Genomic DNA, 13,595 nt, shown 5'->3' on the forward strand with positions numbered 1-13,595 from the left:
TGCCGGGCGGCGGCAGCGCATTCTGCCATTCATGGAGCGGTGTGTAGAAATGGATTATCGTATCGAGCTGGATGACCTGGAAGCGCGCATCTTCGTCACGGGCCGCCTGACCTTCAACGACCATGGCAAGGTCCGGAGCATGATCCAGGAGATGGTGCAGAGCCATCCGAAGCGTCAGGTCATGATGATCGGCGGGCTGGAGTTCGTGGACAGCTCCGGGCTCGGCATGATCCTGGTCGCCCGCGAGGAGGTCGCCCAGGTCGACAAGAAACTGTTCCTCCGCGGGGCGCAGGGGCAGGTCAAGCGGGTCCTTTCGGTCGCCCAGCTGGACAAGATCGTGGATATCCAGGACTGAAGCCGATTTCGGACGATCCGGCCATGCGGGCGAGCACGCTCTACGGTGTCGGACTGACAGCCGAGCACCTCCAGGAGATCGCGGCGCTCGTCGGCCGCGGCGGCCACCCCGTCGTCTGCGGCCTTCCGGCGGACGCCTGTGCCCGGATCGACGGCGCCGCCGTGCTCGCGGCGGACCTTGACCAAGCTTGCCTCAGCCAGGCCCTGGACCGGGGGGCCGGGGCCTGCATCGAGGTCGGTTCGCTCGACGCCACGACGGCGGCGGAGTGCGTGCGGCGTGCGGCGGGCTGCACGCTGTTCCTGTCCCTGACCACGGCGAGCGCCTATCGGCTGCCCGTGGCCCAGGCGGTGGTGGCCGTGATCGACGGGATCGCGTCGCTCGGGCAGGAGAGGCGGGACGACGTCGAGCTGGCGCTCCAGGAAGCCATCAGCAACGCGGTGATCCACGGCAACTTGGCGGTATCGAGCCTGCGCGGCCCCACGCTGGCGGCGCTGGACGCCTTCTCCTGCGATCTCAACGAAAGGCTGGCCGATCCGGCGCTGGCGAACCTGCGGGTCGGGATCGCCGTTTCGATCGACGATGCGGAGATCGCCATCGAGGTGATCGACGAAGGTCCCGGTTTCGTGCCGAAGCCCCGGGCTCCGACGGCGGCGAGCGGGCGGGGCATCGGCCTGATCGAGTCCCTGGCGGCCGCATGGGAGTTGCTCGACGACGGCCGCCGGGTCCGGATGAGGTTCGCCCGATGAACGGCGGGATGGAGATGGCCTCCGCGGCGGCGCTGACCGAGCTCCGGCAGGTCGGGATTCTCGACTGCCTGATCCTGGTGGTGGACGATACCGACTTCAACCGCACCTTGATCACCGCGATGCTCCGGCAGGCGGGGTTCCGCCGGATCGAGCATGCGGTCGACGGCATCGACGCGTTGCGCAAGATCGACCATGAAATGCCTGATCTGGTCATCCTGGACATCGTGATGCCCGGCCTGGACGGGTTCGAGGTGTGCCGGCGCCTGCGCGCCGAGGAGCGATTCGCCGATCTGCCCGTCCTTGTCCAGACCGCTCTGTCCAATACCGAGGACCGCAACAAGGCATTCCAACTCGGCACCACCGACCTGATAACCAAGCCGATCGACCGGAACGAACTGCTGGCCCGGGTCCGCATCCACCTGGAGAACCGGATGCTGATCCAGGATCTCCAGCTCTACCGCACCCGGCTGGAGAACGAACTGGCCATGGCGCGGGAGATGTACGGCCACCTGCTGCCGACCGCGGCGATCTTCGACCAGATCAGCCGCGACAGCGGCGTGCGCATCCGTCATCACCGGGCCGTTTCGTCCGAACTGGGCGGCGACATCTGGGGCGTCATCCCGCTGCCGGAGGGACGCTTCGGGCTCTATCTCCTGGACATGACCGGGACCGGCGTATCGGCGGCCTTGAACGCGTTCCGCATGCATACCGTGCTCCACGAACTGGCGCCGCTAGCGTCTTATCCCTCCCGCTTCCTGACCGAGGCCAATGCTCGCGCGGTCGGGCTGTTCGAGTCGGACGAGCGGGCGGCGATGATCTATGGCGTGGTCGATCCGACCGCCGGGACCTTCTCCTACACCACCGCCTCGGCCCGGCGGCCGATCCTGGTCCGGCACGGCTCCGACACGGCGACTCTGGGCGAGGCCGACGGCGCGCCGGTCGGACATGCCGCCGGGAGCGTCTACCGCACCCGCACCCTGACGTTCGGGCCGGGCACCATGCTGCTTCTCTACAACAATGCCGTGCTGACCGCCCTGCCGGGCGACGGCGGCCGGGCGGCGGAACGGGCGCTCGCCGACCTCGCTGTTCCGGCCCTGCAGGCGCCCGGCCTGGATGAGGCCTGCGACCGCATGGTCGCGGCGCTCGCCCGCGCGGTCGGCGACCGCCCCGGCCAGGACATGACCCTGGTCTTCCTGGCCAAGGATGCCTGTAATCCTCCCTGGGCGGAGCGGTAGATGAGCAGTTCAGCCTCCGCACCGGTCAATATCCGGAATGCCCGGATTCTGGTGGTCGACGACAACCGGGTGAACCGCCACCTGCTGGTCGCCGTGCTCCAGCGCGGCGGGTTTCCCCAGGTGGAGATGGCCGAGGACGGGATCGACGCCCTGGCCAAGATAGAGGCGAACGCGCCCGACCTGATCCTGCTCGACCTGATGATGCCGAAGCTTGACGGCTTCGAGGTGTGCCGCCGGCTGCGCAACGACGCCAGCCGCCGGGACCTGCCGATCCTTGTCCAGAGCAGCCTGTCCAGCTCGGAGGACCGGACCCGCGCCTTCTCCGTCGGAGCGACCGATTTCGTCAGCAAGCCGATCAACGCGACCGAACTGCTGTCCCGCGTCCGCATCCACCTGGAGAACCAGGCGCTGCTGCGCGACCTGCAAGGCTATCGCCGCCGCCGTCAGGGCGAGCTGGCACTGGCCCGGAGCATGCAAGAGCGGCTGCTGCCGGCCCCCTCGCGGCTGCGGGAGACCGAGGCCGACCTGGGCCTGAGCCTATCGGCGCATTTCGAGCCGTCCTCGGAACTGGGCGGCGACTTCTGGGACCTGCGGCGCGACGGGCGCGGCAGGCTGATCGTCTGGCTGGTCGATTTCTCCGGCCATGGCGTCGGCGCGGCGCTCAACACTTTCAGATTGCACGCCATCCTGCGGCAGATGGACCTGAACGATTTCGATCCGGCGGACCATCTGCGAGAAGTGAACGAACGGGTCTGTCCGCTCCTGCGCAGCGGCCAGTTCGCGACCATGCTGGTCGGCGTGGTCGATGCCGAGAACAACACGTTCCACTACGCTTCCGCCGGGGCGCCGGCGCCGATGGTCTGGCAGGCGGGCGATGCCGCGCCGGAGTTCGGCGACAGCAGCGGCTTGCCGGTCGGCATCCTGGCCTCGACCCGTTACCAGAACCGCGACCTGGCCCTGCCGGTCGGCGGCCGGCTGTTCCTCTACAGCGACGGTGCCAGCGAGCTGTGGACCGCCGAGGATACCGTGCTGGGCGAGGAGGGGCTGCTCGACCTCGTCCGCGGGCACATGCACCAGGAGGAGGATGCCGGCTTCCTGGCCGGCCTGCTCGGCTCCCTCACCGCGCTGGGCAGCTTCGACGACGACGTGACCGCGCTGGTGCTGACCCGAAGGGCATGACGCGATCGACCGTCACTCGTCGGCGATCGGGTCGTAGAAGGCGGCGGAGAAGCCCGCCTTGTCCCGGCTCTCCTCGTTGAAGGGACGCTTCAATCCGCCCTTGAAATGGGTGCGGACGAGGTTCTGCCAAGTGGGAATCGGCGGGATGTCCAGTTTGTCGCAGACATGCTCGAACCAGCGCCGGCCGGCGGCCACGTGGGTGATCTCGTCGTCGTGGATGATCTGGAGCGCGTCGGCCCCGGCATCGTCGCCGACGGTGCGCAGGTTCCGGATCATGGCGGGCGTCACGTCCAGCCCGCGCGCCTCCAGCACCAGCGGGACGATGGCAAGGCGGGCGGCGAGGTCGTGGGCGGTGTCCCGGCTGGCCTGCCAGAGCCCATCATGGGCGGGCAGGGCGCCGTAATGGCTGCCCAGGTCGGCCAAGCGGCGGCACAGCATGTCGAAATGCCGCGCCTCGTCGTCGGCGACCTGGACCCAGTCGTCGGTGAAAGCCTTGGGCATCTCCGCCCCGAAGCGGGCGACGATGTCCCAGGACAGGTCGATGGCGTTCAGCTCGATATGGGCGAGGGCGTGGATCAGCGCGGTCCGCCCGGCGACGCTGCCGGCCTTGCGGCGCGGCGGCATGTCGCGCGGCTGGCGCAGCTCCGGATAGTCCGGACGCGCCGGCCGGTCGGGCGGGACCGGCGGGCCGGGCGGCTCGATCCCGGCCAGCGCGCCGGTCCGCCACTCCTCGGCGAAGCGGCGGGAGAGGCGGACCTTCTCGGCAGGATCGGCGGTGGTCAGGACGGTGACGGCGGCAGACCGAATACTCATCGGCGGCCGTAGGCGATGAACTCCCCGTTCAGGAAATCCGGCTTGCCGTAGCCCAGCGGCTTGCCGTCGGGCGTCTCGATGGAGCCGCCGGCCGCCAGCAGGATGGCGTGTCCGGCCGCCGTGTCCCACTCGCAGGTCGGGCCGAAGCGGGGATAGACGTCCACCTCGCCGCGGGCGATCAGGCAGAACTTGAGCGCGCTGCTGGAGTGGCGGTGCTCCTTCACCAGCTTGCCCTCCAGGAACCTGTCGAGCCGTTCGCGGTCGCCGTGGCGGCGGCTGGACAGCACCACCAGCCCGTCCGGCGGAACCATGCGGGCGGAGATCGGCACGTCGCCGCGGCCCTGGACGCAGTGGACGGCGGTGCCGGGGCCGGCGGCGGCGTAGAGATCGCCGTCCACCGGCAGGTACATGACGCCCAGGACCGGGACGCCGTCCTTCACCAGGCCGATATTCACGGTGAACTCGCCCGTGTGCTCGACGAAGCTGCGCGTGCCGTCCAGCGGATCGACCAGCCAATAGGTGCCGTGGTCGCCCGGCGGGGACTTGCCGGCGGCGTGCTGCTCCTCCGAGATGACGGGGATGTCCGGGGTAAGGTGGTGCAGGGCCGGAAGGATTACGGCTTCGGCGGCGTGGTCGGCGGCGGTCACCGGACTGCCGTCGGACTTGACGTGGGCGGTCACGGTGTCTGTGTAATACCGGAGTATGACCTGACCGGCCTCCCGCGCGATGGTGCGCACGGCCGGAAGCAACTTGGCAAAGCCGTGATCCAGGCTCTGATCCGCCCTACGATCTGACATGAGTCCCCCAAAGGTCACAAGATGGGGAGCATACGCCCCCGCGCGACCCTTGGGGAACCCCTGCCGACGTTATTCGGCGGCGATCGCGGGGCGATGCTCCTGGATCAGGCGCCAAATCTTCTGCGGTGTTGCAGGCATGTCCACATGCCGCACCCCGTAGACCGACAGCGCGTCCACCACGGCGTTGATCACCGCGGGCGGCGCCCCGATCGCCCCGGCCTCCCCGGCACCCTTCATGCCGAGGGCGTTGGTCGTGCTGGGCACCTCGTTCAGCTTGAACTGGACGAACGGGATATTGTTGGCCCGCGGCATGCAATAGTCCATGAAGGAGCCGGTCAGGAGCTGGCCCGAATCGGGATCGTAGACGCATTCCTCGTACACGGCCTGCCCGATGCCCTGGCCGACGCCGCCATGGACCTGGCCGGCCAGCATCAGCGGGTTGAGCACCTTGCCGAAATCATCGACCACGGTGTAGCGCACGAACTCGATCCCGCCGGTATCCTCGTCGATCTCCAGCTCGCAGATGTGGCAGCCGTTGGGGAAGGTCGCGGCCGGCGGCGTCCAGCGGGCCTCCTCGTCGAAGGCGAAGCCGCCGTCGGCGGGCGCGCTGGCCTTGGCGACGTCCTGGATCGTCACCTTGCGGTCGGTGCCGACGATGGTGAAGGTCCCGTCCTCGAACCCGATGTCCACGGCCGCAGCCTCCAGCAGCTCCGCCGCCTTGGCCCGGGCCTTCTCGATCACCCGTTCCGCCGTGTCGGACAGGGCGGCGCCGCCGACCGGGATGGAGCGGGAGCCGCCCGTGCCCGAGCCGAAGCTGATCCGCGCGCTGTCGCCCTGGACGATCTCGATGTCCTCCGCCGGGATGCCCAGCCGGTCGGAGACGATCTGGGTATAGGCCGTCTCGTGCCCCTGGCCGTTGGACTGGGAGCCGATCAGCACCGTCACCTTGCCGGCGCCGGACATCTGGATCGTCGCCTGCTCCGGCCCGCCGCCCGAGCATGCCTCGATATAGGTGGCGAGGCCGATGCCGCGCAGCTTGCGGCGCGACCGCGCCTCCGCCCGGCGCTGCTCGAAGCTGGTCCAGCCCGACAGCTCCAGCGCGTCGTCCATGTTGCGGGCGAACTCGCCGGTATCATAGGTGAGGCCCAGCGCGGTGTTGAAGGGCATCGCCTCCGGCGGGATGAAGTTGCGCCGGCGCAGCTCGCCCGGATGCATCCCCAGCTCGCGCGCCGCCGCGTCCACCAGCCGCTCCAGCAGGTAGGCCGCCTCCGGCCGGCCGGCGCCCCGGTAGGCGTCCACCGGGTTGGTGTTGGTGAAGACGCCCTTGACCAGCACGTGGATCGCCGGCGTGGTGTAGACCCCGGCCAGCATGGCCGTGCCGGCGTCGGTCGGGATGTAAGGGCCGAAGTTCGACAGGTAGGCGCCCAGGTTGGCGACGGTGGAGACCCGCAGCGCCAGGAACCTGCCGTCGGCGTCCAGCGCCAGGTCGGCGTGGGAGACGTTGTCGCGCCCGTGGTCGTCGCTGAGGAACGCCTCGCCCCGCTCCGACGTCCACTTGACCGGGCGGTTCAGCTTGCGCGCGGCGAACAGCGACAGGACATATTCCGGATACATGAAGATCTTCATGCCGAAGCCGCCGCCCACGTCGGTGGTCAGCACGTGGAATTTCTCTTCCGGCTCGTTGAAGATCTGGGTCGCCAGCTGGGTGCGCAACCCGTGGACGCCCTGGCTGGAGACGTAGAGGACGTAGCGGTCGGTGTCGTCGATCGAGGCGAGGCAGGCCCGGCCCTCCATCGAGTTCGGCACGATCCGGTTGTTCACCAGGTCGATGCTGACCACCTTGGCGGCCTTGGCGAACCCGGCCTCGGTCGCGGCGTGGTCGCCCTTCTCCCACTCGAAGCTGAGATTGCCGGGCGCCTGCTCCCACACCTGGGGGGCGTTGGACGCCAGGGCGCCCACGGTGTCGGCGATGGCCGGCAGCTCCGAATAGTCGATCATGACCAGTTCGGAGGCGTCGCGCGCCGCGTCCAGCGTCTCCGCGACGATGAAGACGACGGGGTCGCCCACGTGGCGGACGCGGCCCTTGGCGAGGGCCGGGCGCGGCGGCATCACCAGCGGCTGGCCGTTGCGCTGGACCAGCGGGACGTTGCAGGGCAGGGGGGCGATGCTGGCCGCCTCCAGGTCCTCCACCGTGTAGATGCCGAGCACGCCGGGGGCGCTGCGGGCGTCTTCCAGGTCGATGGAGACGATCTCCGCATGGGCGTGGGGCGAGCGCAGGACATACCCGTAGGTCTGCCCCGGCAGGGAGATATCGTCGGTATAGCGTCCGCGCCCGGTCAGCAGGCGGGCGTCCTCGGTGCGCGGCACCGCTTGTCCGATTCCAAACTTGGCCATGTGATCTGAACCCCCCTGAAGGAATGCGCCGGCAGATTGTGCTGCCTGGTTGTGCCGTTGTCTTCGTAAGCCAGAGAGTTTATGCGCGTCCAGCCGGATGACAAACCCCGGAAGTGGTCTTACCTGACATGTCCCGAAAAGATGCTTGGCGGGCGGCGCGGGGTCCTTATGTTGCAGGATGTTTCAAGGATCAGCCGAGCTTGGAAAGCACCGGAAAGCCATGTGCGGACGCTATACCCTCGCGACTCCGGTCGCCGAAATGAGCCGGATGTTCGGCTTTCCCGACCTGCCGAACCTGCCGGCCCGCTTCAACATCGCGCCGACCCAGGACGTCGCGGTGGTGCGCTGGCTGGACGACGGGAAGCGGCGCGCGCTGTCCCTGGTGCGCTGGGGGCTGGTGCCCCACTGGGCCGACGATCCGTCGATCGGCAGCCGGATGATCAACGCGCGGTCCGAATCGGTCGCCGACAAGCCGTCCTTCCGCAGCGCCTTCGCCCGCCGCCGCTGCCTGGTCCCGGCCGACGGGTTCTATGAATGGCAGCAGCATGTGCCCAAGGGGACGAAGAAGCAGCCCTTCCGCATCCGCCGCCGCGACCGGCAACCCTTCGCCTTCGCCGGATTGTGGGAGACCTGGAAGGGACCGAAGGGCGGCCCCGCCCTGGACCACCCGCTGGAGACGGTCACCATCGTGACGACCACGGCCAACGGCGTGCTGAAGCCGCTGCACGAGCGGATGCCGGTGATCCTTGCCGAGGACGACTATGCCGCGTGGCTGGACCCGGAGACCTCCGGGGAAGCCGCCGGGGCGCTGCTTCGGCCCTGCCCGGAGGATTGGCTGGAGGCCTATCCGGTCAGCACGCGGGTGAACAGCGTGCGGAACGACGATCCGTCGTGCGTCGATCCCGTCGAGGGGGCTGGGGTGGCGGCGGGGGCGGGAGGTTCGGCGGAGCCGGCGCCGGAGCCGAGACAGCCGAAGCTGCTGTGACGGGGGGATGACGCCCCCCGGGGTTTGGCCGTGGATGTCATCAAACGTGATCATGGCGGCGGGCGGCGGGCGCTCCTGTTCCGGAGGTGTCGAGGGGGCCACAGATTACGGCGATGGCCACAGATGGGGGCGATATGTGAGCTTTTGTCATGATCGGACGGTGGCGTTCCTTCCTTTCGTCTCCTTATGATCTTCTTTCATCTCCTTCCATCATGCGCGGGCTTGACCCGCGCATCCACGTGCGAACCATCACGGCGAAGGATGCTGACATCATCCCCCCCGGAGCATGTCAGCAAACGTATTCATCCGCGCGTGGGAGCAGGCGGGTACCGTGGGTCCTGATATTCACGCTGCAAAGATCCGGCACCGAGATGCAGCGGCAAGCCTAGCGCGAATTGGTGAAGGAATAGCTTCCTGACAGATCGGAAGATGCTTTCGCGCGAGCGTTTCAACTATTTTTATACAAATAGGAGATAAAGAAGGCGCCAGAACGTCCGCAAGGTAGTGCGGGCACCGAGGCGCCGGCCCGATTCCATGCCGGCCGATCCACAGGCAATCGGGGGCACGGACTTGGACAAGGGCAGGGATCTGGTCGCCGCGCTGGCGGGGATGTTCATGGTGGCCTGGGCCGGCGGCGGGGCGGGTGTCGCCGTCGCGGCATCCTCCGACGGGGCGGACCCGCTGAAGCGCTATATCGAGGCGATCTCCGACGCGGCCGTTCCGACCCCGGCCAAGATCGACGATCGCCTGGTGCCCATCCGTCGCGATAACGCGGCCCTGCGCTGGGAGACCGAGGCTGCCGACTCCCGGGTCAAGGTCGTATCCTGGATGTCGGAAAGCGCGTTCCAGCGTTTCTATTCCCAGCCGGAGGAACTGCCGGCGGACAAGTCGGCCCCGCCGAACTGGGGCACGGTGATGTGGGTGACGGCCGTTCCGCAGGTGCAGGACTTCTGCCGCTCGCTGGGCACCGGCGACACGGTCGCGATCACCAATCGCCTCCTTCAGCTTTTCGGGCTGCCGCCGACCGGTCAGAACGCGCGCTTCGTGGAGATGTGGGTGTCGCCCAAGGACATGTTGCGCCCCTGTCCCGACCGCGAAGTGGACGACAGCCGCTGCGAGGTGGATACGGCGAGCGACGTGGATGATTATCGGACCTGGTTCACCGGCAACTATGCGAAGTCCTACAACGCCTCCGGTTTTCCGTGGACCCGGCTGGGATACACCTATGACTGGGCGCCCGCCGACGACAAGGCGAACCCGAACAAGCCCAAGGGCGCCAGCGAGTTCATCCTGAGGCCGGGAACGCCCTACACGATCACGGGGCGGTACACGACCGCGGAGTATTGCCGGCGGCCGGCGCGGTGAAGGCGGGGCCGTGATGCAGGGCGGTGAATTTGATTGACCCCGGGGTGCCGGCGAGTATGATCCCGGCACTTTCCCCAGGGAGCCCCTGTGGCGGAATCGGTAGACGCGGCGGACTCAAAATCCGTTGCCAGTGATGGCGTGCCAGTTCGAGTCTGGCCGGGGGCACCAATCAAACCAAAGCTTCGTGCGCAAGAGGGTCTGTTGCGGGCTTCACTCAATGACTGTATTGCAGTCTCGCCTGGGTAGCAGGAGATACGTAATCAGACGTGAGCCAGGTAAGTTCCGGGGTATGTTGCCCGGCGGCTGGCCATGTCAAATTGCGGCGCTGTCTTGATAAAGATGCGCCTCACTCACATTGAAGCTTAGTGCGTTGTTTTTCCAAGAGAGAAGTGATTCCTGCATTGTCCTCGGCGAATGAAACCGCTTTCTTTTCAAAATGAACCAGGCATTGAAAGTCATCTTTGTTTCACTGTCATTAGGGAGCTGAACATCACTCGTCCTGTACACGGCCTACCCTATACGCTTTTCCACTCCTGCACAGGCGGCCATTGTTGGGCGGCGTGAAGCACGCGAAGGATCGTCACCGCGCGAGTGTCTTCGGTATAGACAACTACGTAATTTGTTCGAACCACCATTTCGCGTGTGCCGGCGACTCGGCCGGTCCGGTAGAGCTTCGGATGTTCAGGCAGCTTTGCAGTCTTGGCCTCAATGTCGTTCTTTAGACGCTGAGCGGCGTCCAAATTGTCATCTGATATGTAATCAAGTATTGCCAGGAGATCGGCGCGGGCCGTTTCCCGCCACTCAAGCACCGCCACGACGTTTCCTGTCGATCAAGGCTTGAGCTTCGTCCATGACATGCTGATGAGGTGCCGCTGGGCTTGTGTCGGCCAGCGCCTCGTGAACCTTGGCCCGAAACCATTCGTCATAAGCTTCAGGTGTCGCAGTCAATCCGATCGGCAGCGCGCCTTCTTTGGCAATGCGCGTAAGCAAGATACGTACGGCATCCGAGACAGTGAGGCCGACATTGGCGAGCTTTTCCGTTGCGTCAGCCTTGAGTTTGTCATCCACGCGGATGTGCAGCATTGATGTCTGGGCAACCATCGCCGGTTCTCCTGTTGTAGGCTCCTATCATGTATCTCAATTGAGATACGATCAAGGGCGTAATGTCCCCGGGGTGGGCGTGTGGCCAGTGCGTGATCTACGGTGTGTTTACTTGGATGTCGAAACTTGTTCTTCATCCTGATCGGGCTTGCCCTGCGGGGCTCAATCAGCGAAGGCCTGATGAAGCCCGCTGGGAGATGACCGGATCAAGTCCGGTCATGACGGAAGGAGCGCTTTTGGTTGCCTGATACATTGTTGGGTACTGGCAAAACTCTTGTCGGACAGCCTTGGACTTGGCGGATAAATCGGCCTATAGGCAGGCCGGCGTGGGTGTTTGCAATTCCACATCGCCGAGCGCCGTGAAAGGAACCTCACCCCCACAGCAACCCCGCCGAAATCACCACCCCCGACACGACCAGCACGATCAGGCAGAACCCCATCACGTCCTTCGCCTTCAGCCCCGCGATCGCCAGGGCCGGCAGAGCCCAGAAGGGTTGGATCAGGTTGGTCCAGGCGTCGCCCCAGGCGACGGCCATGGCGACCTTGGGGAGGTCGGCCTTCAGCTCCATCGCGGCGGGAAGCATCACCTGGGACTGCACCGCCCACTGGCCGCCGCCCGAGGGGATCAGGATGTTCAGCAGGCCGGCGCTCCAGAAGGTGAAGAGGGGTAGGGTGTCGGAGGTGGAGAAGGAGACGAACCATTCGGACAGGCTCCGGGCCAGGCCCGATTCCACCATCATCCCCATGATGCCGGCGTAGAACGGAAACTGGATGACGATGCCGGCGGCACCCTTCACGGCCTCCTGGAGGCTGTGGAGGAAGCGGTAGGGCGTGCCGTGCAGCAGGATGCCGAGGAACAGGAACGTGAAGTTGACGATGTTCAGGTTCAGCGCCAGGCCCTTGTCGATCACATAGAGCGCGATGAACAGCAGGCCGAGCCCCCCGACGATCCAGGAGATCGCGCGGCTCTGCTCCAGCCGGTCGGCCGGGCGGTCGATTCGGCCGGCGTCCTCCGGGTCGGTGTCCACCAGCTTGGCCGGGTCCACGTGGACGGGTTGGCCGCCGTGGCCCAGCATCAGGCGGTTGGTCAGCGGGATCAGGACGAACAGGGCGGCGACGATGATCAGGTTGTAGCTGCTGAAAAGCGTCTGGCTGGTCGGGACGATGCCGATCAGGCTTTCGGTGAAGTGGCCGGGAGTGGCGATGGTCAGGGGGACCGAGCCGGAGAGGCCGCCGTGCCAGATCACGAAGCCGGAATAGGCGCTGGCGATCAGCAGGCGGTAGTCAACCGTCGGGACGGCGCGGGCGAGCTGGCGGGCGAACAGGGCGCCGATGACGAGGCCGAAGCCCCAGTTGATCCAGCTCGCCGCCAGGGACACCAAGGTGACCATGACGATGGCCTGTCCCGGCGTCTTCGCCAACCGGGCGATGGCGGACAGTATGCGCCTGAAGAAGGGCGTGCTGGCCAGAACGAAGCCGGTCACCAGGACCAGCACCATCTGCATGCTGAATTCCAGCAGCTGCCAGAACCCGCCGCCCCAGTAACGGGCCATGGCAAGCGGCGAGGCGCCTTCGAACAGGATGCCGGCGGCATAGACGAGCAGGGTCAGCAGCAGCACGAGAACGTAGGGGTCGGGCAGATAGCGCTCGACCAAGTTCGTGGACCAGTTGGTTGCTGCGCCCAGCATTGGCGTCTCCCCCTTGTTGATTCCGTGCCGGCGTGCGGTGCCGGGTCGGGTGTTTGCGGGAGATCAACCCGTTGGGGCGGCGGAAGTTCAGGGCTTCAGGACGGAGACAGTGGAACCGGTTGATCGAGTCCGGTGCCGGCATCGGCACCCAGGACGGAACACAGAAGCGGGTGTCGCGGCGTGGCGAAAGGGTCGATGATCGTCACCCCCCGCCAAGTGAACCCTTGGTGCATGTCTTCGGACAGCAGCAAACGGCATCCTGCATCGGCGGCAACTGCCAGGATCACGGCATCCCAAGCGGAAATGCCATGGTCAACGGTCAGATCCATGGCCGCAGCCAGCGCAGACGCGGTCGTGCCGTGGGTCGGGAAGCTGTCTTGCCATGCCAGCACCGCCCCACGCGCCTCGGCGGGCGGACGTTTGGCCTTGCGGGTCAGCACTCGAAACAACTCTCCCAAGACCTGTACCGGAACCACGACGTTGGTCAGCGGAAGCGCCGCGATCAGCGATAATGCGCGCGTTCGGGGCACGGAACCGTTGATGCCTTCCGCATACACCAGGACGTTGGTGTCGAGAGCCACCTTCACGCCCGGGTTCCACCAAGCGGCGTGGTCTCGGGATCACTATCGTAGTCATAGAGTTCGTCCCGGTCCCACGTGCCGATGTCGGTTACCGGCTGGTCTCGCAGCCTGGACAGAAGTGCGTCGTGCGCCCGCATCCTGGCACGAAGCTCGTCATCCGCCGGCGCCAGCGTCGCGACAGGGGTGCCGTGTGACGTGACGATATACGATGTGCCCTTCCGGACTTCATGGAGCAAATGGGAGAATTGCCGGTTGGCTTCCGCCGCGGTGATCGTCTTCATGCCGGCCTCTCCTGTAGGTGATCACGCTACATTCATGCCGGACATTAATGCCGGTGCCGTGGAGAGGGGAAGGGT

At 66.5% G+C, this 13,595-nt stretch carries 14 protein-coding genes and 1 tRNA gene; 7 read left to right on the top strand and 8 right to left on the bottom strand.

Annotation, left to right across the window (positions count from 1 at the left end; genetic code table 11):
* Nucleotides 1-49 precede the first annotated feature (49 nt).
* Genes JL101_RS06250 through JL101_RS06265 form a run of 4 tightly spaced genes read left to right on the top strand, consistent with a single transcriptional unit; the run spans nucleotide 50 to nucleotide 3,515 of the window.
* Nucleotides 50-355 (top strand): STAS domain-containing protein, encoded by a 306-nt coding sequence (locus JL101_RS06250; RefSeq protein WP_201072901.1) that lies wholly within the window; start codon nucleotides 50-52, stop codon nucleotides 353-355.
* A gap of 23 nt (nucleotides 356-378) precedes the next feature.
* A complete protein-coding gene (locus tag JL101_RS06255) occupies nucleotides 379-1,101 on the top strand; it encodes an ATP-binding protein (protein ID WP_203098890.1) in 723 nt (240 codons plus the stop codon).
* The gene (locus JL101_RS06260) at nucleotides 1,098-2,336 is read left to right on the top strand and encodes a response regulator (protein WP_228435310.1); all 1,239 of its coding nucleotides are present in this window, start codon (nucleotides 1,098-1,100) and stop codon (nucleotides 2,334-2,336) included. The genes JL101_RS06255 and JL101_RS06260 overlap by 4 nt, the downstream gene beginning before the upstream one ends.
* Nucleotides 2,337-3,515: a PP2C family protein-serine/threonine phosphatase gene (locus JL101_RS06265; RefSeq protein WP_203098889.1), complete on the top strand. Its 1,179-nt coding sequence runs from the start codon at nucleotides 2,337-2,339 to the stop codon at nucleotides 3,513-3,515.
* A gap of 12 nt (nucleotides 3,516-3,527) precedes the next feature.
* Here the strand turns inward: JL101_RS06265 and JL101_RS06270 are convergent, their stop codons facing one another.
* The 3 genes from JL101_RS06270 to JL101_RS06280 all read right to left on the bottom strand — a co-directional run bounded on the left by JL101_RS06270 (nucleotide 3,528) and on the right by JL101_RS06280 (nucleotide 7,519).
* The gene (locus JL101_RS06270) at nucleotides 3,528-4,328 is read right to left on the bottom strand and encodes a ferritin-like domain-containing protein (protein WP_203098888.1); all 801 of its coding nucleotides are present in this window, start codon (nucleotides 4,326-4,328) and stop codon (nucleotides 3,528-3,530) included.
* Entirely contained in the window at nucleotides 4,325-5,125 is an 801-nt protein-coding gene (gene cysQ, locus JL101_RS06275) for a 3'(2'),5'-bisphosphate nucleotidase CysQ (protein WP_203098887.1), read from the bottom strand. Before cysQ ends, JL101_RS06270 begins: the two co-directional genes overlap by 4 nt.
* A gap of 69 nt (nucleotides 5,126-5,194) precedes the next feature.
* Nucleotides 5,195-7,519: a xanthine dehydrogenase family protein molybdopterin-binding subunit gene (locus JL101_RS06280; protein ID WP_203098886.1), complete on the bottom strand. Its 2,325-nt coding sequence runs from the start codon at nucleotides 7,517-7,519 to the stop codon at nucleotides 5,195-5,197.
* A 220-nt stretch (nucleotides 7,520-7,739) separates the two neighbouring features.
* Between JL101_RS06280 and JL101_RS06285 the strand changes: the two genes are divergently transcribed.
* The 3 genes from JL101_RS06285 to JL101_RS06295 all read left to right on the top strand — a co-directional run bounded on the left by JL101_RS06285 (nucleotide 7,740) and on the right by JL101_RS06295 (nucleotide 10,037).
* Nucleotides 7,740-8,504, top strand: a complete 765-nt coding sequence (locus JL101_RS06285) for an SOS response-associated peptidase (RefSeq protein WP_203098885.1) — start codon at nucleotides 7,740-7,742, stop codon at nucleotides 8,502-8,504.
* A 570-nt stretch (nucleotides 8,505-9,074) separates the two neighbouring features.
* Complete coding sequence (locus tag JL101_RS06290) at nucleotides 9,075-9,869, top strand: hypothetical protein (protein ID WP_203098884.1); 795 nt, start codon at nucleotides 9,075-9,077, stop codon at nucleotides 9,867-9,869.
* An 81-nt stretch (nucleotides 9,870-9,950) separates the two neighbouring features.
* Nucleotides 9,951-10,037, top strand: a tRNA-Leu gene (locus JL101_RS06295).
* A 347-nt stretch (nucleotides 10,038-10,384) separates the two neighbouring features.
* On the opposite strand, the gene JL101_RS06300 is transcribed toward JL101_RS06295, so the two are convergent.
* The 5 genes from JL101_RS06300 to JL101_RS06320 all read right to left on the bottom strand — a co-directional run bounded on the left by JL101_RS06300 (nucleotide 10,385) and on the right by JL101_RS06320 (nucleotide 13,520).
* Nucleotides 10,385-10,684 (bottom strand): type II toxin-antitoxin system RelE/ParE family toxin, encoded by a 300-nt coding sequence (locus JL101_RS06300; RefSeq protein ID WP_203098883.1) that lies wholly within the window; start codon nucleotides 10,682-10,684, stop codon nucleotides 10,385-10,387.
* Nucleotides 10,671-10,970, bottom strand: coding sequence for a type II toxin-antitoxin system RelB/DinJ family antitoxin (locus JL101_RS06305; protein ID WP_203098882.1), 300 nt, complete (start codon nucleotides 10,968-10,970; stop codon nucleotides 10,671-10,673). The genes JL101_RS06300 and JL101_RS06305 overlap by 14 nt, the downstream gene beginning before the upstream one ends.
* A gap of 371 nt (nucleotides 10,971-11,341) precedes the next feature.
* Nucleotides 11,342-12,658 (bottom strand): short-chain fatty acid transporter, encoded by a 1,317-nt coding sequence (locus JL101_RS06310; RefSeq protein ID WP_203098881.1) that lies wholly within the window; start codon nucleotides 12,656-12,658, stop codon nucleotides 11,342-11,344.
* A 95-nt stretch (nucleotides 12,659-12,753) separates the two neighbouring features.
* Nucleotides 12,754-13,245 (bottom strand): PIN domain-containing protein, encoded by a 492-nt coding sequence (locus JL101_RS06315; protein ID WP_203098880.1) that lies wholly within the window; start codon nucleotides 13,243-13,245, stop codon nucleotides 12,754-12,756.
* Nucleotides 13,242-13,520, bottom strand: a complete 279-nt coding sequence (locus JL101_RS06320) for a type II toxin-antitoxin system Phd/YefM family antitoxin (RefSeq protein ID WP_203098879.1) — start codon at nucleotides 13,518-13,520, stop codon at nucleotides 13,242-13,244. Before JL101_RS06320 ends, JL101_RS06315 begins: the two co-directional genes overlap by 4 nt.
* Nucleotides 13,521-13,595 lie beyond the last annotated feature (75 nt).

Origin of the sequence: Skermanella rosea (assembly GCF_016806835.2) — a bacterium.
GTDB lineage: Bacteria > Pseudomonadota > Alphaproteobacteria > Azospirillales > Azospirillaceae > Skermanella > Skermanella rosea.

What these genes read in the sequence shown, in the direction of transcription:
- JL101_RS06260 (WP_228435310.1), top strand. Translation starts at nt 1,098, where the DNA reads ATGAACGGCGGGATGGAGATGGCCTCCGCGGCGGCGCTGACCGAGCTC.
- JL101_RS06305 (WP_203098882.1), bottom strand. Translation starts at nt 10,970, where the DNA reads ATGGTTGCCCAGACATCAATGCTGCACATCCGCGTGGATGACAAACTC.
- JL101_RS06280 (WP_203098886.1), bottom strand. Translation starts at nt 7,519, where the DNA reads ATGGCCAAGTTTGGAATCGGACAAGCGGTGCCGCGCACCGAGGACGCC.
- JL101_RS06255 (WP_203098890.1), top strand. Translation starts at nt 379, where the DNA reads ATGCGGGCGAGCACGCTCTACGGTGTCGGACTGACAGCCGAGCACCTC.
- cysQ (WP_203098887.1), bottom strand. Translation starts at nt 5,125, where the DNA reads ATGTCAGATCGTAGGGCGGATCAGAGCCTGGATCACGGCTTTGCCAAG.
- JL101_RS06270 (WP_203098888.1), bottom strand. Translation starts at nt 4,328, where the DNA reads ATGAGTATTCGGTCTGCCGCCGTCACCGTCCTGACCACCGCCGATCCT.
- JL101_RS06250 (WP_201072901.1), top strand. Translation starts at nt 50, where the DNA reads ATGGATTATCGTATCGAGCTGGATGACCTGGAAGCGCGCATCTTCGTC.
- JL101_RS06265 (WP_203098889.1), top strand. Translation starts at nt 2,337, where the DNA reads ATGAGCAGTTCAGCCTCCGCACCGGTCAATATCCGGAATGCCCGGATT.
- JL101_RS06310 (WP_203098881.1), bottom strand. Translation starts at nt 12,658, where the DNA reads ATGCTGGGCGCAGCAACCAACTGGTCCACGAACTTGGTCGAGCGCTAT.
- JL101_RS06285 (WP_203098885.1), top strand. Translation starts at nt 7,740, where the DNA reads ATGTGCGGACGCTATACCCTCGCGACTCCGGTCGCCGAAATGAGCCGG.
- JL101_RS06320 (WP_203098879.1), bottom strand. Translation starts at nt 13,520, where the DNA reads ATGAAGACGATCACCGCGGCGGAAGCCAACCGGCAATTCTCCCATTTG.